The organism is Phenylobacterium sp., assembly GCF_016793225.1.
GTDB lineage: Bacteria > Pseudomonadota > Alphaproteobacteria > Caulobacterales > Caulobacteraceae > Phenylobacterium.
On record NZ_JAEUMN010000018.1, the window covers coordinates 24,531 to 41,003 of the forward strand.

At 73.1% G+C, this 16,473-nt stretch carries 17 protein-coding genes and 1 pseudogene; 10 read left to right on the forward strand and 8 right to left on the reverse strand.

All coding sequences use genetic code 11. The features are described from left to right. Nucleotides 1-101 precede the first annotated feature (101 nt). Nucleotides 102-1,268: a 23S rRNA (adenine(2503)-C(2))-methyltransferase RlmN gene (gene rlmN / locus JNK30_RS01810; protein ID WP_293479605.1), complete on the forward strand. Its 1,167-nt coding sequence runs from the start codon at nucleotides 102-104 to the stop codon at nucleotides 1,266-1,268. A 7-nt stretch (nucleotides 1,269-1,275) separates the two neighbouring features. On the opposite strand, the gene JNK30_RS01815 is transcribed toward rlmN, so the two are convergent. Further along, on the reverse strand, nucleotides 1,276-1,698 hold the full coding sequence (locus tag JNK30_RS01815; protein WP_293479606.1) for a VOC family protein: 423 nt from the start codon (nucleotides 1,696-1,698) through the stop codon (nucleotides 1,276-1,278). A 128-nt stretch (nucleotides 1,699-1,826) separates the two neighbouring features. Between JNK30_RS01815 and JNK30_RS01820 the strand changes: the two genes are divergently transcribed. Together JNK30_RS01820 and JNK30_RS01825 are read left to right on the forward strand one after the other, a co-directional pair. Next, nucleotides 1,827-2,246 carry a DUF350 domain-containing protein gene (locus tag JNK30_RS01820; RefSeq protein WP_293479607.1) on the forward strand — a complete coding sequence of 140 codons (420 nt, stop codon included), beginning with the start codon at nucleotides 1,827-1,829 and terminating at the stop codon, nucleotides 2,244-2,246. Nucleotide 2,247: 1 nt separating this feature from the next. Continuing rightward, nucleotides 2,248-3,078: a serine protease gene (locus JNK30_RS01825; protein ID WP_293479608.1), complete on the forward strand. Its 831-nt coding sequence runs from the start codon at nucleotides 2,248-2,250 to the stop codon at nucleotides 3,076-3,078. Here the strand turns inward: JNK30_RS01825 and JNK30_RS01830 are convergent. Both JNK30_RS01830 and JNK30_RS01835 read right to left on the reverse strand, forming a co-directional pair. Then, complete coding sequence (locus JNK30_RS01830; RefSeq protein ID WP_367118723.1) at nucleotides 3,075-4,742, reverse strand: MFS transporter; 1,668 nt, start codon at nucleotides 4,740-4,742, stop codon at nucleotides 3,075-3,077. The genes JNK30_RS01825 and JNK30_RS01830 overlap by 4 nt on opposite strands. 188 nt (nucleotides 4,743-4,930) lie before the next feature. Continuing rightward, a complete protein-coding gene (locus JNK30_RS01835) occupies nucleotides 4,931-6,475 on the reverse strand; it encodes a response regulator (protein WP_293479610.1) in 1,545 nt (514 codons plus the stop codon). Between the two features lie 161 nt (nucleotides 6,476-6,636). Here JNK30_RS01835 and JNK30_RS22960 point away from each other — a divergent pair. From JNK30_RS22960 to JNK30_RS01860, 6 genes and pseudogenes are all read left to right on the forward strand, one after another. Next, a pseudogene (locus tag JNK30_RS22960) lies at nucleotides 6,637-6,804 on the forward strand (response regulator transcription factor); the annotation flags it as partial. A 220-nt stretch (nucleotides 6,805-7,024) separates the two neighbouring features. After that, nucleotides 7,025-7,267: a hypothetical protein gene (locus JNK30_RS01840; protein WP_293479611.1), complete on the forward strand. Its 243-nt coding sequence runs from the start codon at nucleotides 7,025-7,027 to the stop codon at nucleotides 7,265-7,267. Nucleotides 7,268-7,457: 190 nt separating this feature from the next. Next, entirely contained in the window at nucleotides 7,458-7,823 is a 366-nt protein-coding gene (locus JNK30_RS01845; protein ID WP_293479612.1) for a hypothetical protein, read from the forward strand. 71 nt (nucleotides 7,824-7,894) lie between these two features. After that, on the forward strand, nucleotides 7,895-8,314 hold the full coding sequence (locus JNK30_RS01850; RefSeq protein ID WP_293479613.1) for a hypothetical protein: 420 nt from the start codon (nucleotides 7,895-7,897) through the stop codon (nucleotides 8,312-8,314). Nucleotides 8,315-8,394: 80 nt separating this feature from the next. After that, on the forward strand, nucleotides 8,395-9,186 hold the full coding sequence (locus tag JNK30_RS01855; protein WP_293479614.1) for a hypothetical protein: 792 nt from the start codon (nucleotides 8,395-8,397) through the stop codon (nucleotides 9,184-9,186). A gap of 25 nt (nucleotides 9,187-9,211) precedes the next feature. Continuing rightward, nucleotides 9,212-10,828, forward strand: a complete 1,617-nt coding sequence (locus JNK30_RS01860; RefSeq protein ID WP_293479615.1) for a ShlB/FhaC/HecB family hemolysin secretion/activation protein — start codon at nucleotides 9,212-9,214, stop codon at nucleotides 10,826-10,828. 24 nt (nucleotides 10,829-10,852) lie between these two features. On the opposite strand, the gene JNK30_RS01865 is transcribed toward JNK30_RS01860, so the two are convergent. The 5 genes from JNK30_RS01865 to rsmI all read right to left on the reverse strand — a co-directional run bounded on the left by JNK30_RS01865 (nucleotide 10,853) and on the right by rsmI (nucleotide 15,668). Beyond that, a complete protein-coding gene (locus tag JNK30_RS01865; RefSeq protein WP_293479616.1) occupies nucleotides 10,853-12,388 on the reverse strand; it encodes a YifB family Mg chelatase-like AAA ATPase in 1,536 nt (511 codons plus the stop codon). 132 nt (nucleotides 12,389-12,520) lie between these two features. Continuing rightward, on the reverse strand, nucleotides 12,521-13,468 hold the full coding sequence (gshB, locus tag JNK30_RS01870; RefSeq protein WP_293479617.1) for a glutathione synthase: 948 nt from the start codon (nucleotides 13,466-13,468) through the stop codon (nucleotides 12,521-12,523). A gap of 114 nt (nucleotides 13,469-13,582) precedes the next feature. Then, the gene (locus JNK30_RS01875) at nucleotides 13,583-14,398 is read right to left on the reverse strand and encodes a transglutaminase family protein (protein ID WP_293479622.1); all 816 of its coding nucleotides are present in this window, start codon (nucleotides 14,396-14,398) and stop codon (nucleotides 13,583-13,585) included. A 23-nt stretch (nucleotides 14,399-14,421) separates the two neighbouring features. Further along, complete coding sequence (locus JNK30_RS01880; protein WP_293479618.1) at nucleotides 14,422-14,793, reverse strand: YraN family protein; 372 nt, start codon at nucleotides 14,791-14,793, stop codon at nucleotides 14,422-14,424. Continuing rightward, on the reverse strand, nucleotides 14,790-15,668 hold the full coding sequence (rsmI, locus tag JNK30_RS01885; protein WP_293479619.1) for a 16S rRNA (cytidine(1402)-2'-O)-methyltransferase: 879 nt from the start codon (nucleotides 15,666-15,668) through the stop codon (nucleotides 14,790-14,792). The genes JNK30_RS01880 and rsmI overlap by 4 nt, the downstream gene beginning before the upstream one ends. 86 nt (nucleotides 15,669-15,754) lie before the next feature. Between rsmI and JNK30_RS01890 the strand changes: the two genes are divergently transcribed. Continuing rightward, nucleotides 15,755-16,473, forward strand: a 719-nt coding sequence (locus JNK30_RS01890; RefSeq protein ID WP_293479620.1) for a helix-turn-helix domain-containing protein, incomplete at its 3' end; no start/stop codon positions are given.

A 16,473-nucleotide genomic window follows, 5' to 3' on the forward strand; every position in this document is an offset into this window, starting at 1 on the left:
TAGCCGGGCCGAACGGATGTTTGAAGCCGTCCGCAACGTCAGGGATTTGGTGACCGAAGCGCGCTCCCCTATATTCGCCGCCTCTCCGGAAGGACCGACCCTTGGGCGTGACCCTCGACCTCAGCCGCGCGGCCGCGGCGCCGCTCGCGCCGAAGGCGCCGAACCTGACGGGGCTGTCCCGCCGGGAACTCGCCGCTGCGCTCGTCGACGCGGGCGGCGTGCCGGCCGAGAAGGCGAAGATGCGCGCGAGCCAGGTCTGGCGCTGGATCCACCACTACGGCGTCACCGACTTCGAGCGGATGACCGACATCGCCAAGGAGCAGCGCGCCCGCCTCGCCGAGGCCTTCACGCTGGCGCGGCCCGAGGTGGTCGAGCGGCAGGTGTCCAAGGACGGCACCCGCAAGTGGCTGATCCGCATGGCCCCGGGCGTCGAGGTCGAGACCGTCTACATCCCCGACGTCGGCCGCGCCGGCGCGCTGTGCGTCTCCAGCCAGGTGGGCTGCACGCTCAACTGCACCTTCTGCCACACCGGCACCCAGCCCCTGGTCCGCAACCTCACCGCCGCCGAGATCGTGGCCCAGGTGCAGGTGGCCCGGGACGACCTGGGCGAATGGCCGAGCCCCAAGGAGGACCGCCGGCTCTCGAACATCGTGTTCATGGGCATGGGCGAGCCGCTCTACAATCTCGACAGCGTGGCCCAGGCCATCGACATCATCGCCGACCACGAAGGCATCGCGATCTCGCGCCGGCGGATCACCGTCTCGACATCGGGCGTCGTCCCGCAACTGGGCGAACTGGGCGAGAAGACGCAGGCCATGCTGGCGATCAGCCTGCACGCCACCAACGACGCGCTGCGCGAGAAGCTGGTGCCGCTCAACAGGAAGTACCCGATCGCCGAGCTCATGGCCGCGATCCGCGCCTACCCGGGCCTCTCCAACGCCAAGCGGGTGACGTTCGAGTACGTGATGCTGAAGGGCGTCAACGACAGCCCGGCCGACGCCAAGGCGCTGGTGAAGCTGCTGGCCGGGATCCCGGCCAAGATCAACCTGATCCCGTTCAACCCCTGGCCGGGGACCGAGTATGAGTGCTCTTCCTGGTCCACGATCGAGGCCTTCGCCGCGATCCTGAACCGCGCGGGCTACGCCTCCCCCATCCGCACGCCGCGCGGCCGCGACATCCTCGCCGCGTGCGGCCAGCTCAAGAGCGAGAGCGAGAAGCTGCGCGCCAGCGCCCGCCGCAAGGCCGCGGCGAACGCAGACCCCGCCTAGGCTCCCCCTACACCCCGAACGTCACGCGTCCCTCGGCGTCGATCGGCCACGCCGGGTTCCAGGCGATCTCCCAGGCATGGTCGTCCGGGTCGGCCACATAGCCCCGGAAGCCGCCGTGCGGCGGGGCGTCGGCCTGGCGCAGGACCGTCCCGCCCGCCCCGGCGAGGCGGTCGACCAGCGGCTGCACCTCGGCCTGCGCGCCGACGTTGTGGGCCAGCGCGTAGGCGCCCGGCCGGCTGAGACCGCTGCGCTGCATGTCCGCCTCGAGGCCCGGCTGCAGCCACAGGCCCAGCATGAGGCCGTTCATCTGGAAGAAGACGATCTCGTCGCTCTCGAACACCGGGGTCCAGCCGAAGCCGTCGGCATAGAAGCGCCTGGCGCGCGCGAGATCGACGACGCCCAGGGTGATGACGGATATCTGCTGCTGCATGGTCCACGTTCTCCTCTCCGGGGGAAACGCGCCGGCGGTGAGACGCGTGGCCGCGGCGGCCGCGGGCCGCGTTCTGCAAAGCTCTGCCGCCGTGCTAACGGTGCGCCCGGCAAATCAGGGACGTGCGCATGCCCACACCTTCGCCCGAGATCCAGGCCTTCGCGGCCGGCTTCCCGGTCTTCCTGCTCCACGTCTCGGTGACGATGGCGATCCTGGTCGCGGCCGCCGCGGCCTATGTGCTGCTGACGCCGCACAAGGAGATCACCCTGATCCGCGAGGGCAACACGGCGGCGGCGCTGTCGCTGGGCGGCGTCCTCCTGGGCCTGGCGATCCCCCTGTCGGCCTCGCTGAAGGCCTCGACTAACGTGATCGAGATCGGCCTGTGGGGGGCGGTGACCGTGGTCGTCCAGCTGCTGATCTTCCGGCTGGTGGACCTGATCCTGCGCGGGCTGCCGCGTCGGATCCAGGACGGCGAGGTGTCGGCGGCGGCCCTGCTCGTCGGCGCGAAGCTCGCCACGGCCATCATCCTGGCGGCCGCGCGCTCGTAGCATGAAGTTCCCGCGGCTGCCGGACTGGGTGGTCTACGCCGCGATCATCGTGGTGGTGCTGGCGGCTGCGCTGGGCCGCAACGAGCGCACCGACGCGCCGCCGCCGCCGCCCAAGAGCGCCGATCCGCTGGGCGAGGCCCTGGGACCCGCCTCCCCCTTCGACCCGGCGATCGTGGTGGACGTGCCCGACCGGCCCGGCCCCGCGGCGGGCACCGCCTTCTCCATCGCCCGCTCGGGCGTGTGGCTGACCGCGCGCCACGTGGTCGACGGCTGCCGCCGCGTGGCCCTGGTGGTGGGGCCGGGCACGGGCGTCGCCGTCACGGTGCGCATCGATCCCAAGGGCGAGGCGGCGCTGCTCTACACCGAGGGCGGCGCGGCGCCCCTGCCGCTGGCGCTGTCCGAGCCCCTGCGCCGCGGCCAGCGCGCCTTCCATCCCGGCTTCCCCCAGGGCGAGCCGGGCGAGGCCTCGTCGCGCCTGCTGGGCCGGGAGAACCTGGTCGTCCGCGGGCACGGCGCGCGCACCGAGCCGGTGCTGGTCTGGGCCGAGACGGGGCGGACCGAGGGCCTGAACGGCACCCTGGGCGGCCTCTCCGGCGCGCCGGCGCTGGATGCGCAGGGCCGCGTGCTGGGGGTCACGATCGCCGAGAGCCCGCGGCGCGGGCGCATCTACACCACCGCGCCCGAGATCGTCAGCGCCACGCTCACCACCGCCGGGCGCCGCGCCGACGCCAGCGCCGCCAGCGAGGTGATCACGCCGCAGAACTACTTCTACGTGGCCGATGACCTGCGCCGCGAGCTGCAGGTGGCGCAGGTGGTCTGCCTGGAGAACTAGCTTTCCGGCGCCGGCTGGCTCTCTGGGGTGCGGCGGGCCACCGCGAACGCCAGGAAGACGGCCACCACGCCGATCAGCGAGGAGTAGAGGAAGAAGACCAGGTAGCCGGCCCCGAGCGCGCCCGGCGTCACCTGGGACTTCGCCATGGCCCCGGCGAAGGCGTCGGGCGGCATGCCGGCGAAGAGGGCCTTCAGCCCGGCCATCGGCCCCCCCGCGTCGGCCGCCGCCGCCGAGGACTCCACGATCCGTCCCGACTGCGAGGCGATCAGCTTGCCCGGCAGGGCGTAGAGCGAGGAGAAGAGCGCGTACTGCGTGGCCGTGAACCCCGCGGACGTCAGGCTCGACATGTAGGCGATCAGGCAGGTGCCCGAGACGCCGCCGGCGATGTTGTCGATGCCGATGGCCACGAAGAGGGCCCACAGCTCCGGCCCCTGCAGCGCCAGCCAGGCGAAGGCGAGGTTGCTGATCGGGCCGGCGAACGCGCCGATCACCAGCGCGCGCATCATCCCGAGCCGCGCCACCAGGAAGCCGCCCAGCCCCACCCCGATGACGGTCATCACCACGCCGAACACCTTCCGCGCCTCGGCGATCTCGGTCTTGGAGAAGCCGAGGTCGGCGTAGAACGGGTTCATGATGTTGAGGACGAAATCCGACAGCCGGTAGAGGCAGATCAGCGCCAGGATGAGCGCGGCCACGCCCCGGTAGCGCGCCAGGAAGTCGCGCAGCGGATCGCCCAGGGCGGCGAACAGGTAGACGCCGGGCCGCGTCCTCACGCGCGGGATCGGGCAGACGGCCAGGACGATCACCGCCAGGCCCGCGGCCACCGCCAGCAGCTGGACGTAGACGCCCTGCGGCTTCATCGCCCAGGCGGCGGTCACGGCGCCGGCCGCGTCGGGCAGGCCGATCCCGTTCAGGCCGGCGGCCAGCAGCGAGGCGTCGGCGGCGAGGCCCGACCCCAGGAACAGGGCCCCCAGGGCGAAGACGGCGAGGCGTGCGATCCATTCCGGCAGCTCGAGCGCCGGGCGGCTCGGCACGCCCTCGGCATGGATCGGGCGGATCGCGTGCGCCGTCTCCCGCGGCGCCCCCAGCACGCCCAGGACGCCCGCCAGCATCAGGCCGGCCATCACGGCGTACGACGTGCTCCAGCCGTAGGTTTCGGCGATCAGCAGCGGCGCGGCGCCCGCCACGATCATGGCGATGCGGTAGCCCCACTGGTACGCGGCGGCCATGGCGCCCTGCTTCTCGACCTCGGCCGCCTCGATCCGCCAGGCGTCGATAACGATGTCCTGGGTCGCGGAGACGAACGCCACCAGCGCCGCGAACGCGGCCATGAGGCCCAGGTCGCGCGCCGGGTCGACGCCCGAGATCATCCACAGGCCGATCATCAGCAGAACCTGCAGCACGATCATCCAGCTGCGCCGGTGCCCCAGCAGCCGGGTCAGGCCCGGTACGCGGGTGCGGTCGATCAGCGGCGCCCACAGGAACTTCAGGGAATAGGACAGCGTCGCCAGGGCGAAGATCGAGATCACCTGCAGCGACAGGCCGGCCTCGCGCAGCCACAGCGACAGGGTGTCGAAGATGAGCAGGTTGGGCAGGCCCGAGGCGAAGCCCAGCGCCAGCATCACCAGCGCCCGGCGCTCCACGAAGACGGCCAGCGCGCTCAACGCGCCCCGCCTGGGTTCCGCCGCATCTGCGCTCATCGCGACTCCGGATCGAAGGGCGCCCCGCCTCCCTAGTGCCCGTCCCGGCTGGTTTGGTCCAGGCCGGCCCGGGAGAACGGGCTCGTCGTCCTCTACCTGGAGCGCAACCTGATCGCCTGCGGGCGCCTCATCCTCGGCGGGATGCGCTCCAGTCAGCCGACCTTGAAGCGCTTGGCAGGCTTCGTCCAGTTGGCGCGGACGGCCCAGCGCGTGAGCGCCCCGCGCAGCGCGTCGGGCGACAGCGGCTTGACCAGGAAGTCGTTCATGCCCGCCGCCAGGCACGCCCGGCGGTCGTCCTCGAAGGCGTTGGCGGTCAGCGCCACGATGGGGGTGTCGATGCCCGCCTCGCGCAGCCGACGAGCGGTCTCCTCGCCCGAAAGCACCGGCATGCGCATGTCCATGAGGATCAGGTCGTAGACCTCCACATCCGCGGCCTTCAGCGCCTCGGGGCCGCTGACCACGTGCTCCACGTGGCAGCCCTCCCGGGTCAGCAGCGTGCGGGCCAGGAGCGCGTTGATGGGGTTGTCCTCCACCAGCAGCACGCGCGCGCCGGGGGCGGCGGCCGTCACGATCCGCTCGTCCTCGGGCTCGGGCGCCGCCAGCGGCGTCGCGCCCGCCGCGATCAGCACGCGCTCGGCCAGCGAGGCGCGGCGCAGCGGCTTGATGAGGTAGCCCGCGAAGCCGGAGCGGCGGTAGCGGGTGATGCGGTCGCGCTCGTCGGGCGCGAGGAGCACGATGCCCTTGCGCTGCAGCGGCGGCCTCAGCGCGCCGCTGGGCGACGCCAGGCTCGCATCCACCAGGATCACGTCGCCGGGGCGCGTGCGCGCGATGGCGGCCGGCAGGGCGTCGGCGACGATCGCCTCGCCGCCGCTGGCCTCGATCTGCCGGCGCGCGGCTTCACGGACGATCCCGCTGGGCGACGCCACGGCGACCCTTCGGCCGGCGAGCGGGCCGTGCGTACGTGCGGCCGCGCGTGGCGTCGGGAAGGCCGCCTCGAACCAGAAGGCCGCGCCGCCGCCGGCGGCGGCTTCGACACCCACCTCGCCGCCCATGGCGCGCGCGATCCGCCGCGCGATGGCGAGCCCAAGGCCCGAGCCGCCGAGGTCGGCGTGCGCGTTGTCCGCCTGGGCGAAGGCTTCGAAGATCCGGTCGCGGTCGGACTCCGACACGCCGGGGCCGGTGTCGGCGACGGTGAAGCGCACCACGCCGGGCGCCGACGACTCGGCGGTGATGAGGACGCCCCCCGCCTCGGTGAACTTGACGGCGTTGCCGGCGAAGTTGAGCAGGATCTGGCGGAGCCGGCTCTCGTCCGCATGGATCGTCGCCGGCGCGGCCGGAGCGGCCCAGGCGATCTCGAGGTCCTTCTCGCGGGCGCGCGGCGAGAGCAGTTCGGCGACGCTCTGCAGCAGCGATTCCAGGTCGGTCTCGGCCGGGTGCAGCTCGACGCGGCCGGCGCCCAGCTTGGCGAAGTCCAGCACGTCGTTGACCAGCGTCAGCAGGTGCTGGCCGCTGTCGCGCAGCGCGGCGACATAGGTCTGCTGTTCGGCGGTGAGCCGGGTGCCTTCCAGGAGGCGCGCCATGCCCAGCACGCCGTTGAGCGGCGTCCGGAATTCGTGGCTCAGCGACGCGAGTTGTTCGGCGCTGATCTGGGCGCGCGCCGGCCGGCGCTCTGAGAGGGAACGTACGGGTCTGCGCATGGGGCGCCGAAGTAGCCGCAAACCGCTTAACGGCCCGTCAAGCGGCGAAACGACGCGACGCGGCGCCGCGCGAACGGCCCTAGACCTCGCGGCAAAGTAGACGCGGCGCAAAAGCCGTCGTTTACTACGATTATGGATGGCGTGCGCTGAGGGGAGCGTCCATGAACCCGGTCGAGCTATTGACGCAGCGGGAGCGGGACTGCCTTCGACTGGTCGACCAGCATCTCAGCTCCAAGCAGATCGCGCGTGAACTTGGGATGTCGAAGACGTCGGTCGACACCTATTGTGACCGCGCGCGCCGCAAGCTCGGCGTGGACGACCGCTTCCAGGCGGCCCGGCTGCTGCGCCAGCAGGGCGACGGTTCTGTCCTGATCGGATCAGGACACGACGCGATCAGGACAGACACGGTTAATGCAAGCTGGCCGGATGACCTCGCAACGGAGGAGGCATCCAATGGGCGAGTGGCCGAGTTTCGAGAACAGAGCGGTGATTGGCAGGGCGCTCCGCCTTCGCCGGGAGATCGACGACTTCGAAGCGCGTTGGCCGGCCTTGGCGAAGAGGGAGGAACTCCTCCCGGGCTTCTCCTGGACGCAGCTCGAGCGGCAGCTCGTCGATCTCTCGGCGACGCCGGCTCAGGCGGACATGGCGCGGCACCTGGTTTCCGCCACGCGGAAGCTGGCCCCGTTCAAGCCGCCCGAGATGGTGCTGCGGGAGATCCTCTGCCTCACCTGGGTTCTCCTGGACGAGAACTTCAAGGGCGAGTCGGAGCCTGGACCCGCAGAAATGACCTGAGCCCGACCGCGCGGATCGCGGCGATCCTCGTAATCGCCGTCGTCACGGTCCTCGCCTTCGGGGGCATGCTGGCGGGGCTCCACGCCCTCAACGATCTGGCGGCGAATTTACTAAAGGCCTGAACGGCCGAGAAACCCTGACCTGAGACCATCAAGGCGCGTCGTCTGTACGCCGCGCATGGAGAGACGTCATGCTTAAGGAACGCCGCCTGGCCGCCCAAGAGGTCGCCACCGCACTCTTCGACGCTGAGACCGCCATCGACGCGGCCCTCAGCAAGACTGCCGCGCTCACCGGTGTGATGCCGGCGCTGCGCAAGGCCGCCGGCGCCTCGGCGCTGATCGGCCAGGACGCCGTCGAGCGGGCCAGCCAGGCCATCGTGGCCCTCGCTGAAGCCCGCCGCGCCATCGTCGAGACCCACAAGGAGCTCAGCGTCGTCCAGGGCCAGATCGGCCTCGGCGCCGTGAAGCTCTCGGGCGACCCGGGCACGGACAAGCCGCCGCCGACCGGCGTCGAGCTCGAGCGGACGCGCATGCGGAACCTCCGCATCGCATCCTGACGGTTTCAAGGAGGCCTGGCCTCTGACAGATTGCGGCCCTCGGAGACCTCCGGGGGCCGTATTTGTATCAGTTGCCGCATTGGGTCTGGCCGACAGCGCTCCTGACCGTCTGCGCGCTCGCCGTCTGGCGGGGCGGCGATGATGAACGTCTGGCCGCGGGCGGCCAGCTCGCCAACTGGGCGCTGACGATCCTCCTCGTCCGCGCCAACGGCGGGACCACCAGCGACGAGACCCAATGGGGCGTGCTCGCGGCCGACGTCGCGCTGCTGAGCCTTCTGCTCTGGATCGCCCTGCGCAGCCGCCGCTACTGGCCGCTGTTCGCCACCGCCTTCCACCTCCTCGTCGTACTGGTCCACTTCGGCAGGATCGTGGACCCGCGCGTCAGCGGGTGGGCCTACCTGACCGCCGGGCTGATCTTCGCCTACCTCGTGCTGATCGCGATCGCCTATGGCGCGTGGACCGCGCCGCGCGCGGAGCGCCCGGGCTCCTGACCCCTCCCGGCGCCGCGGCGAGGTCGCGGAACAACGGCGCCCCTGGCTGGTTGACGCCTGTGGATTTGCCGGAGACCCCGATGACGCGTGTTCGAGTTGGCGTGGACGGGGGGCTGCGGATCCTTCGGCTGACCGCCGCCGCCCTGGCCGTCACCGGCTGCGCGAGCGGCCAAGGCGTCTTCATTGCGGGCGCCGCCGCCGCCGGCGAACGGGCCCAGGAGGACCCGGCGTCGGAGGACGGCGCCATGGGCCCGGGCGCCTCCACGGTCCTGGCGTCCTCGGGCAATGTGCTGCTGCCGTTCCCGGCGGATGTCGGCGGTCGGCCGGTCGCCTCTGTCCCCGGTCCGGGGCTGGGCGGAGCCGTCGCCGGGCTGACCGGCCGTGCGCCGGCGGGCGGGGGCCTGGGCGCGGCCGCCGGACCGGGTTCCGCCGCCGTGGGCGTTGCGGCCGGTTCGACCCTCGGCTCCACCCTGACCGCCCGCGCCGACCTCCCCGCGGGGCGGGCCGGCGTCGGCGCCGCAGCGACGACGCCCCTGGGCCCCGTGGGCGTAACGGCGCAGCTCGGCGCGGCGCAGGCCGCGGTCGGGCTGACCGCGCCGGCCGTCTCGGCGGCGGGGGCCCCGCTGGTGACGCTGGCGGGCGGCGCCCTGGGGCGCGGCGGCGCGCCCGGGGTCATCGCCGGCCCGCGGGTCAGCGGCGCGGCCAACCCCAATGCGATCGTCGGGACGGTGGTGACCAACGCCGCCGGCGCGGTCATGCGGATGCAGCCGCCGGCCGGGGGGCAGACCCCTGCGCCGGCTATGTCCGCGGGCGTCCCCGGCAGCCAGACGCTGCGCGCCGTCGTGGGCCGGCTCACGCCGCCCGGCGGCTGACGGTACTCCCGCGACAAGGACCGCCATGGCCGCCAAGCTCCTCATTGCGCTCGCGCTCATCTGTGCGCCTGGACTGGCCCTGGCCCAGACCGCCCCGTCGCGGGTGGTCCCGCCGAACCGCCCGGACCAGACCGCGCCGCCCCGCGCCCCGCGCGGCGGGACGCCCCCGGCGCCGCCCGCCGCCGCGGCCACCCCGCAGGTCCAGCCGTTCCTGCTGCGGTCGGTCGCCGTCGCAGGGTCCAGCCTTCCGCCGGCGCAGCTCGAGGCCGGCTACCGCCCGTTCATCGGCCGGACCGTCGGGGTCGCCGAGCTGCAGCAGATCGCCGACGCGGTCGCCGGCGTCTACGGCGGCAGCGACATCGCGCTCTACACGATCCTCGTCCCCGACCAGACCTTCGAGGGCGGTCGGCTCGAACTCACCGCGGTCGAGGGGTACGTCGAGGCCGTGACGATCCACGGTGAGCCGGGGCGGGCCCGAGGCCTGGCCCAGTCGTACCTGCGCCGCCTGGAGGGCCAGCGCCCCCTGAAGCGCAGCACGCTCCAGCGCAGCATCTCGCTCGTCCGGGACATCCCGGGCCTCACCTCCGACGTCCAGCTGCAGAACGGCGGCCAGCCGGGCGCCGTGCGCGTCGCCGCCACGCTCGACCATCGTCCCGTGCAGTTCGGCCTGGCCGTGAACAACCGGGGCACGGCCTTCCTGGGCCGCACCCAGGTGCAGGCCGATGTGTACTTCAACAGCCTGCTGCGGCCCGGCGACCAGACGCGGCTCACCTATGCGACGCCCACCCGGCCGCGCCGCTTCCAGTTCTATGCGCTCGGCCACAGCCAGCCGCTGAACGCCGACGGCGCGACGCTGCAGGTCAATGCGATCGCCCTGCGCACGCGGCCGAAGGACACCGCGCTCCTGGGACACGCCTACTCGGCCGGGGTGCAGGTCACCCATCCGATCATCCGCAGTTTCGACCGGGACCTGAGCGTCGGCCTGGGCCTGGACGGGGTGGACAGCGACAACGCCTTCTTCGGCTTCACGTTCTCGGACGACCGCACCCGGGCGTTGCGCCTGTCGCTGGCCTATTCGCGCTCGACCGACAGGAGCCTCTTCGGCGCGAGCGGCGCCGTCAGCCGCGGCATCGCCGGCCTGGGCGCGCGCGCCACCGTGCCCGAGGCCAGCAGGCTCGACTTCACCAAGGCCAACGGACGGCTCACCTTTAACCGCACCCTGGCCCAGCCGATCACGCTGCGGCTGACGGGCGCCGGTCAGTACACGGGCGACCGGCTGCCGGCGTCGGAGCAGTTCGCCCTCGGGGGCGAGGAGTTCGGACGCGCCTTCGAGGCCTCGTTCATCGCCGGCGACTACGGCTACGGCGCCGTCGCCGAGCTGGCCTGGCGGCCCCCCGCCCCCGTCTCGCTGGCGGGGTCGGAGGCCTACGTCTACGTCGACAGCGGCAAGGTCTGGTACCGCGGCCGCTTCGATCTTCCCACGCAGTCGGCGAGGCTCTCGTCGGCGGGCGGCGGCGTCCGCGTCGTGGTGGCGTCCCGGGCGATCGTGCAGCTCGAGGCCACCAAGGCGCTGACGAACCCGATCCCGGCGCTGGACCGCAGCGACTGGCGGGGCGTCTTCAACATCCGCACGCTGTTCTGAGCCGCCGGCGCCTGCCGTGGCGGCTCAGACCGCGCCGACGGCGGCGCCCGTCACGCCGCCCGGAGCGACACGGCGGTAGATCAGCGCCTCGGCGACGTGCACCCGGCGCACGGGGCCCGAGCCCTCCAGGTCGGCGATGGTGCGGGCCAGCCTGAGGGTGCGCGTCCAGCCCCGCGCGGAGAGGCCGCCGACCTCGGCGGCGCGGGCGAGCAGGGCGCGGGCCGGCGGGTCCAGGTCGCAGATCGCCTCGAGGAAGTCCCCCTCGGCCTGGGCGTTCAGCGGCGGGCCCCGGTCTCCGGCCCGGTCCGCCATCTGCGAGCGTGCGGCGGCGACCCGGGCGGCGGCCTCGGCCGTGCCTTCCGCCGGCGGCGGCAGCGCGAGGTCGGCGGCGGTCACCGGCGGGACCTCCACCTGCAGGTCGATCCGGTCCATCAGCGGTCCCGAGATCCGGCCCTGGTAGTCGGTCTGGCAGCGCGGCGCCCGCCCGCAGGCCCCGCGCCCCGGCCCGCCGTGGCCGCACCGGCAGGGGTTCATGGCCGCCACGAGCTGGAACCGCGCCGGATAGCGCACGTGCGCGTTGGCCCGCGCCACCACCACCTCGCCCGTCTCCAGCGGCTGGCGCAGCGAGTCCAGGGCCTGGGCGCTGAACTCGGGCAGTTCGTCGAGGAACAGGACGCCGTTGTGCGCCAGCGACACCTCGCCGGGCTTGGCCTTCGCGCCGCCGCCCGTGAGCGCCGCCATGCTGGCCGAGTGATGCGGACTGCGGAACGGCCGCGCGCGGCTGAGCTGGCCCTTGGCGATCAGGCCGGCGATGGAATGGACCATCGAGGTCTCGAGGAGTTCCGCCGGCGTGAGCGGCGGCAGCAGCCCCGGCAGCCGCGCCGCCATCATCGACTTGCCCGACCCCGGCGGCCCGATGAACGACAGGTTGTGGCCGCCGGCCGCGGCGATCTCGAGCGCCCGCTTGGCGTTCTCCTGGCCCTTCACATCGCGCAGGTCGGGGACACGGTCGGCGTCCAGCATGTCGCCGGCCCTTGGCGGCGCCAGAACCTGCGTGCCGCGGAAGTGGTTCACCAGGGCGATCAGCGACGGCGCGGCGATGATCCGCGCGTCCCCCGCCCACGCCGCCTCGGGCCCGCAGGCCTCCGGGCAGATCAGGCCCAGGCCCAGGCCGCTCGCCGCGACCGCGGCCGGCAGCGCGCCGGCCACCGGCACGATGCGCCCGTCCAGCGAGAGCTCGCCGACCGCCGCCCAGCCGTCCAGCGCGTCGGCCGGGATGATCCCCATGGCCGCCATCAGGGCCAGCGCGATCGGCAGGTCGTAATGGCTGCCCACCTTCGGCAGATCGGCGGGCGCGAGATTGGCGACGATGCGCTTGTAGGGCAGCGCCAGCCCCATGCCGGTGAACGCGGCGCGCACCCGCTCGCGGCTCTCGCCCACGGCCTTGTCGCCCAGACCCACCAGGATGAACGCGCTCTCGCCCCCGACGATCTGGACCTCGCAGTCCACGCGCACGGCCTCGACGCCGCTGAAGGCCAGCGTCACCACGCGTGCGGCCATCTTCAACCCCTCGTGGACCGGCGAAAGTTATCCACAACCGAGCATACCGGCAGGGTCAGATCAAGAACAAATTGGGAACTTCGAGGAAACTGATACGTTTCCGTGACTTCTCGGAGTCTCTTCGACGACGGCCTAAGCCTTCCGCCGTAGCGCCTCGACGCGCGCCCACATTACGTCCGTCGCATCGACGCCGGTGAACCGCTTCAAGGCGACCGCGCCCGTGGGCGACGTGACGTTGATCTCGGTCAGCCACTCGCCGATCACGTCGATGCCGACGAACATCAGCCCGCGCGCCTTGAGCTCCGGGCCGATGGTGGCGCAGATCTCCCGGTCCCGCGCCGACAGCTCCACCGGGTGCGCCTCGCCGCCGACGGCGAGGTTGGAACGGATCTGCCCCTTGGCCGGCACGCGGTTGATGGCGCCCACCGGCTCGCCGTCCACCAGCAGGATGCGCTTGTCGCCCTTGGTCACCGACGGCAGGAACTTCTGGACGATGACCGGCTCGCGGCTCAGCTCGGCGTGGATCTCGAGCAGGGCCGACAGGTTGGGGTCGTCCTTCAGGTGCCGCGTGACGCCCGAGCCGCCCTTGCCGTTCAGCGGCTTCAGCACGATGTCGCCGTGCTTTTCCCGGAACGCGCGGATCGCCTCGCGGTCGTTGGTGATCAGGGTCGGCGGCTGCAGCTGGGGGAACCGGGTGACGAACAGCTTCTCGGGCGCGCTGCGCACCTCGCGCGGGTTGTTCAGCACCAGCACCTGCGGATGCACGGCCTCCAGGAAGAAGGTGGCGTCGATGTAGTGCATGTCGAAGGGCGGGTCCTGGCGCATCAGCACCACGTCGAACTCGGTGAGTTCGGCGCGCCGCACCGGCCCGGCCTTGAAGTGGTCGCCCTTCACGCGGTCGACGGTGATGTCCCGTCCGCGGGCGAAGACGCGGCCTTCCTCCAGCGCCAGCGAGTCCGTCAGGTACACGAACAGCGAATGCCCCCGCGCCTGGGCCGACTCCATCATCAGGAAGGTCGTGTCGCCCTCGATGTTGATCCCCTCGATGGGGTCCATCTGCACGGCGACCTTGAGCGGCATGCGGGCGTCCTTCGGCGTTGAGGCTCAGCCGACATAGGCCGTCGCGCGGACGAGCGCCACCCAGGAGCCGTCGGGGAAGACGGCCTGCCGCTTGTCGGCAGCGCGGGCTGGCGCTCAGTTCAGCCGCAGCCTCACCCGCTCCCGCTGCGCGCGGGCCGCGAGGGCCGCGCCGCCGTCGAGCGTCGTGGCGCGCTGCAGGGCCTCCAGGGCCCCCGCCAGCGCCCCCTGCCCCTCGCGCGCCGCGGCCACGTCGAGCCAGGGACGGTGGTCCAGCGGATCCAGCAGGGCGCGGCGCAGGGCGGCCCGTTCGGCGCGGGCGAAGTCGCCGCCGTTCGTGGCGGTGGCGAAGCAGATGTTCTGCAGCCGCAGCAGGACCGCACGGTCGCTCACGGGCGTCATCAGCCGGTCCAGGCGGTCGGCGACGTTCGGCGTCAGCCCCGCATGGAGCGCCCGGCGGGTCAGTTCCGACGGCAGCACCACGCGACCTTCCGAGAACGGGTCCAGCGCCAGCGGCCCTTCGTCGGTCTCGATCCGCAGCAGGAAGTGCCCCGGGAAGTCGACGCCCTGCACCGAGAGCCCGCACCGCCGCGCCGCGTGCAGGTAGAAGAGCCCGATGGTCACCGCCAGGCCGCGCCGCTTGCCGGCCACCGCCAGCACGTCGGCGTTGTCGGGGTCCTCGAGGGTGAAGAGATCTCCGGACAGGCCCAGGTCGCCGGCCATGGTCTCGGCGATCGCCTCCTCGGGGCTCTCGCGCTTCAGGCGCTCGCCCAGCCGCTCCACGCCGCGGGCGGCCATCTCCCGCGCCTGGGCCGGGTCGCGCACCGGGTCCTCGTGGATGGCGCAGGCGATGGCGGCTTCCAGCAGCGGGAACTCCGCGTCGGGCGCGGCCCCCGCTTGCGACAGGATGGTCTCGGCTTCCTCGCGGTCCATGTTCCCCAGGCCCACCGACGGACTCAGCCGCCTCTCCAGGCGTCGGGAATATGCCGGGGAAGGCGGCCGGGCGCGAGGGCCAGCAGATCGAGCCGAACGCCGCACCCCCTGAGCGCAGGACGATTCGCCGCGATCCCCGCCCCGGCGCGGCGCAGCCGCTCGCGCTGGTCGGCCGTCACGGTCTCGATCGCCGCCTGCAGGCTCGTCCGGCTCTTCACCTCCACGACGGCAAGCACGTCCCCGCGCTTGGCCAGGAGGTCGATCTCGGCCTGCGGCGTCTTCAGGCGGAAGCCCAGGATGCGGTAGCCCTTGGCCATCAGCCACACCGCCGCCCACGCCTCGGCCCGGCGGCCCGACCGGCGCGCCTGGGCGCCGCGCGCCACCCGCACGTTCATCGCTTCGGTCCTCCGGGCTTCATGTCCAGCGCCCGCCGGTAGAGCTCGCGGCGGGGCAGCCCCAGGGCCTTGGCGACCTCCGCGGCCGCGTCGGCGGGCTTCAGCCGCGAGAGCGCCTCGGCCAGGGCGGCGTCGGCGTCGGCGGCGGTGGCCTCCGCCTCGCGGCCCGGCGCCACCAGGATCACGATCTCGCCCTTGGGCGCGTCGAGCCGCGGGTCGGCGGCCAGCTCGGCCAGCGGTCCCCTGTAGAAGGTCTCGTACAGCTTGGTGAGCTCGCGGCAGACCACCGCCTCGCGCGCGCCCAGCACCGCCGCCATGTCCGCCAGGCACTCGGCCAGGCGCGAACCCCCCTCGAAGAACACCAGGGTGGCGCGGAGTCCCGCCACCTCCTCCAGGAAGGCGCGGCGGGCGGCGGACCGCGACGGCGGAAAGCCCAGGAACAGGAAGCGGTCCGTCGGCAGGCCCGCCGCCGAAAGCCCCGCCAGCAGGGCCGAGGCGCCGGGGATCGGATGCACCGCGTGGCCCGCCGCGGCGGCCTCCCGCACCAGCCGGTAGCCCGGGTCCGAGATCAGCGGCGTCCCGGCGTCGCTCACCAGGGCCACGCGGCCGCCGTCGCCGAGCTGCGCCATGGCCTTGGCCCGAGCCCGCTCGGCCGCATGCTCGTCGTGCCGCTCCAGCCGCGCCGACAGCCCGAAGGCCGACAGCAGCTTGCCCGTCACCCGCGTGTCCTCCGCCAGCACCAGGTCGGCCTGGGCCAGCACGTCCAGGGCGCGCAGGGTGATGTCCCGCAGGTTCCCGATCGGCGTCGCCACCACGTACAGGCCGGGCGCGAGCGGCGCGTCGTCGAGCGTCGGGGGCGGAAGCGCGCGGGCCATGGCGCGAGGGTTCGCCGGAAACGCAACCGCGATCAAGCGGCGCGGACTGGCGCGGGCGAGAAGGTCGGCGTTTCGTAGGAGTCGCCATGGACCCCGTGCAGCGCGCCATCTGGTTCGTCGAAGGCCACCTCGGCGAGGAGATCACCCTCGACGACGTGGCGCAGGTGGCCGGCCTGTCGCGCCACCACATGGTCCGCGCCTTCGGCCAGGTCACCGGCCGGTCGGTGATGCGCTACGTCCGCGCGCGCCGGCTCACCGAGGCCGCCCGCGCGCTGGCGGCCGGGGCCCCGGACATCCTGTCGGTGGCGCTCGACGCCGGCTACGGCTCCCACGAGGCGTTCACCCGCGCCTTCCGCGACCAGTTCGGGGCCACCCCGGAGCAGGTCCGTGCGGCAGGCCGCATCACCGACCTCGCGCTCGTGGAGCCCCTCACCTTGGAACAGATCATCGGCCTGGAACTCGCCCCGCCGCGCTTCGTCGACCGCGGCCCCCTGCTGTTCGCGGGCCTGCTGGAGCACTACCGCGACGGCGACATGTCGGGGATTCCGGGCCAGTGGCAGCGCTTCGCCCCCTGGCTCGGCGCCATTCCCGGCCAGGTCCCGCAGGCGACCTACGGGGTCGTCTTCAACGGCGACGACGACGGGGCCACGGACTACCTCGCGGCCGTGGAGGTAACCGACTTCTCCGACCTGCCGCCGGCCCTGTCGCGCCTGCGGGTCGGCGCCCGGCGCTACGCCGTCTGGAGCCACGCGGGCCACGTGTCCGAGATCCGCAGCGTCTGGGCGGCGATCTGGGGCGGCTGGGT

Coding starts and splice junctions, on each gene's coding strand:
- JNK30_RS01845 (WP_293479612.1), top strand. CDS start 7,458: ATGCTTAAGGAACGCCGCCTGGCCGCCCAAGAGGTCGCCACCGCACTC.
- JNK30_RS01825 (WP_293479608.1), top strand. CDS start 2,248: ATGAAGTTCCCGCGGCTGCCGGACTGGGTGGTCTACGCCGCGATCATC.
- gshB (WP_293479617.1), bottom strand. CDS start 13,468: ATGCCGCTCAAGGTCGCCGTGCAGATGGACCCCATCGAGGGGATCAAC.
- JNK30_RS01835 (WP_293479610.1), bottom strand. CDS start 6,475: ATGCGCAGACCCGTACGTTCCCTCTCAGAGCGCCGGCCGGCGCGCGCC.
- JNK30_RS01880 (WP_293479618.1), bottom strand. CDS start 14,793: ATGAACGTGCGGGTGGCGCGCGGCGCCCAGGCGCGCCGGTCGGGCCGC.
- JNK30_RS01875 (WP_293479622.1), bottom strand. CDS start 14,398: ATGGACCGCGAGGAAGCCGAGACCATCCTGTCGCAAGCGGGGGCCGCG.
- JNK30_RS01820 (WP_293479607.1), top strand. CDS start 1,827: ATGCCCACACCTTCGCCCGAGATCCAGGCCTTCGCGGCCGGCTTCCCG.
- rsmI (WP_293479619.1), bottom strand. CDS start 15,668: ATGGCCCGCGCGCTTCCGCCCCCGACGCTCGACGACGCGCCGCTCGCG.
- JNK30_RS01815 (WP_293479606.1), bottom strand. CDS start 1,698: ATGCAGCAGCAGATATCCGTCATCACCCTGGGCGTCGTCGATCTCGCG.
- JNK30_RS01860 (WP_293479615.1), top strand. CDS start 9,212: ATGGCCGCCAAGCTCCTCATTGCGCTCGCGCTCATCTGTGCGCCTGGA.
- JNK30_RS01865 (WP_293479616.1), bottom strand. CDS start 12,388: ATGGCCGCACGCGTGGTGACGCTGGCCTTCAGCGGCGTCGAGGCCGTG.
- JNK30_RS01855 (WP_293479614.1), top strand. CDS start 8,395: ATGACGCGTGTTCGAGTTGGCGTGGACGGGGGGCTGCGGATCCTTCGG.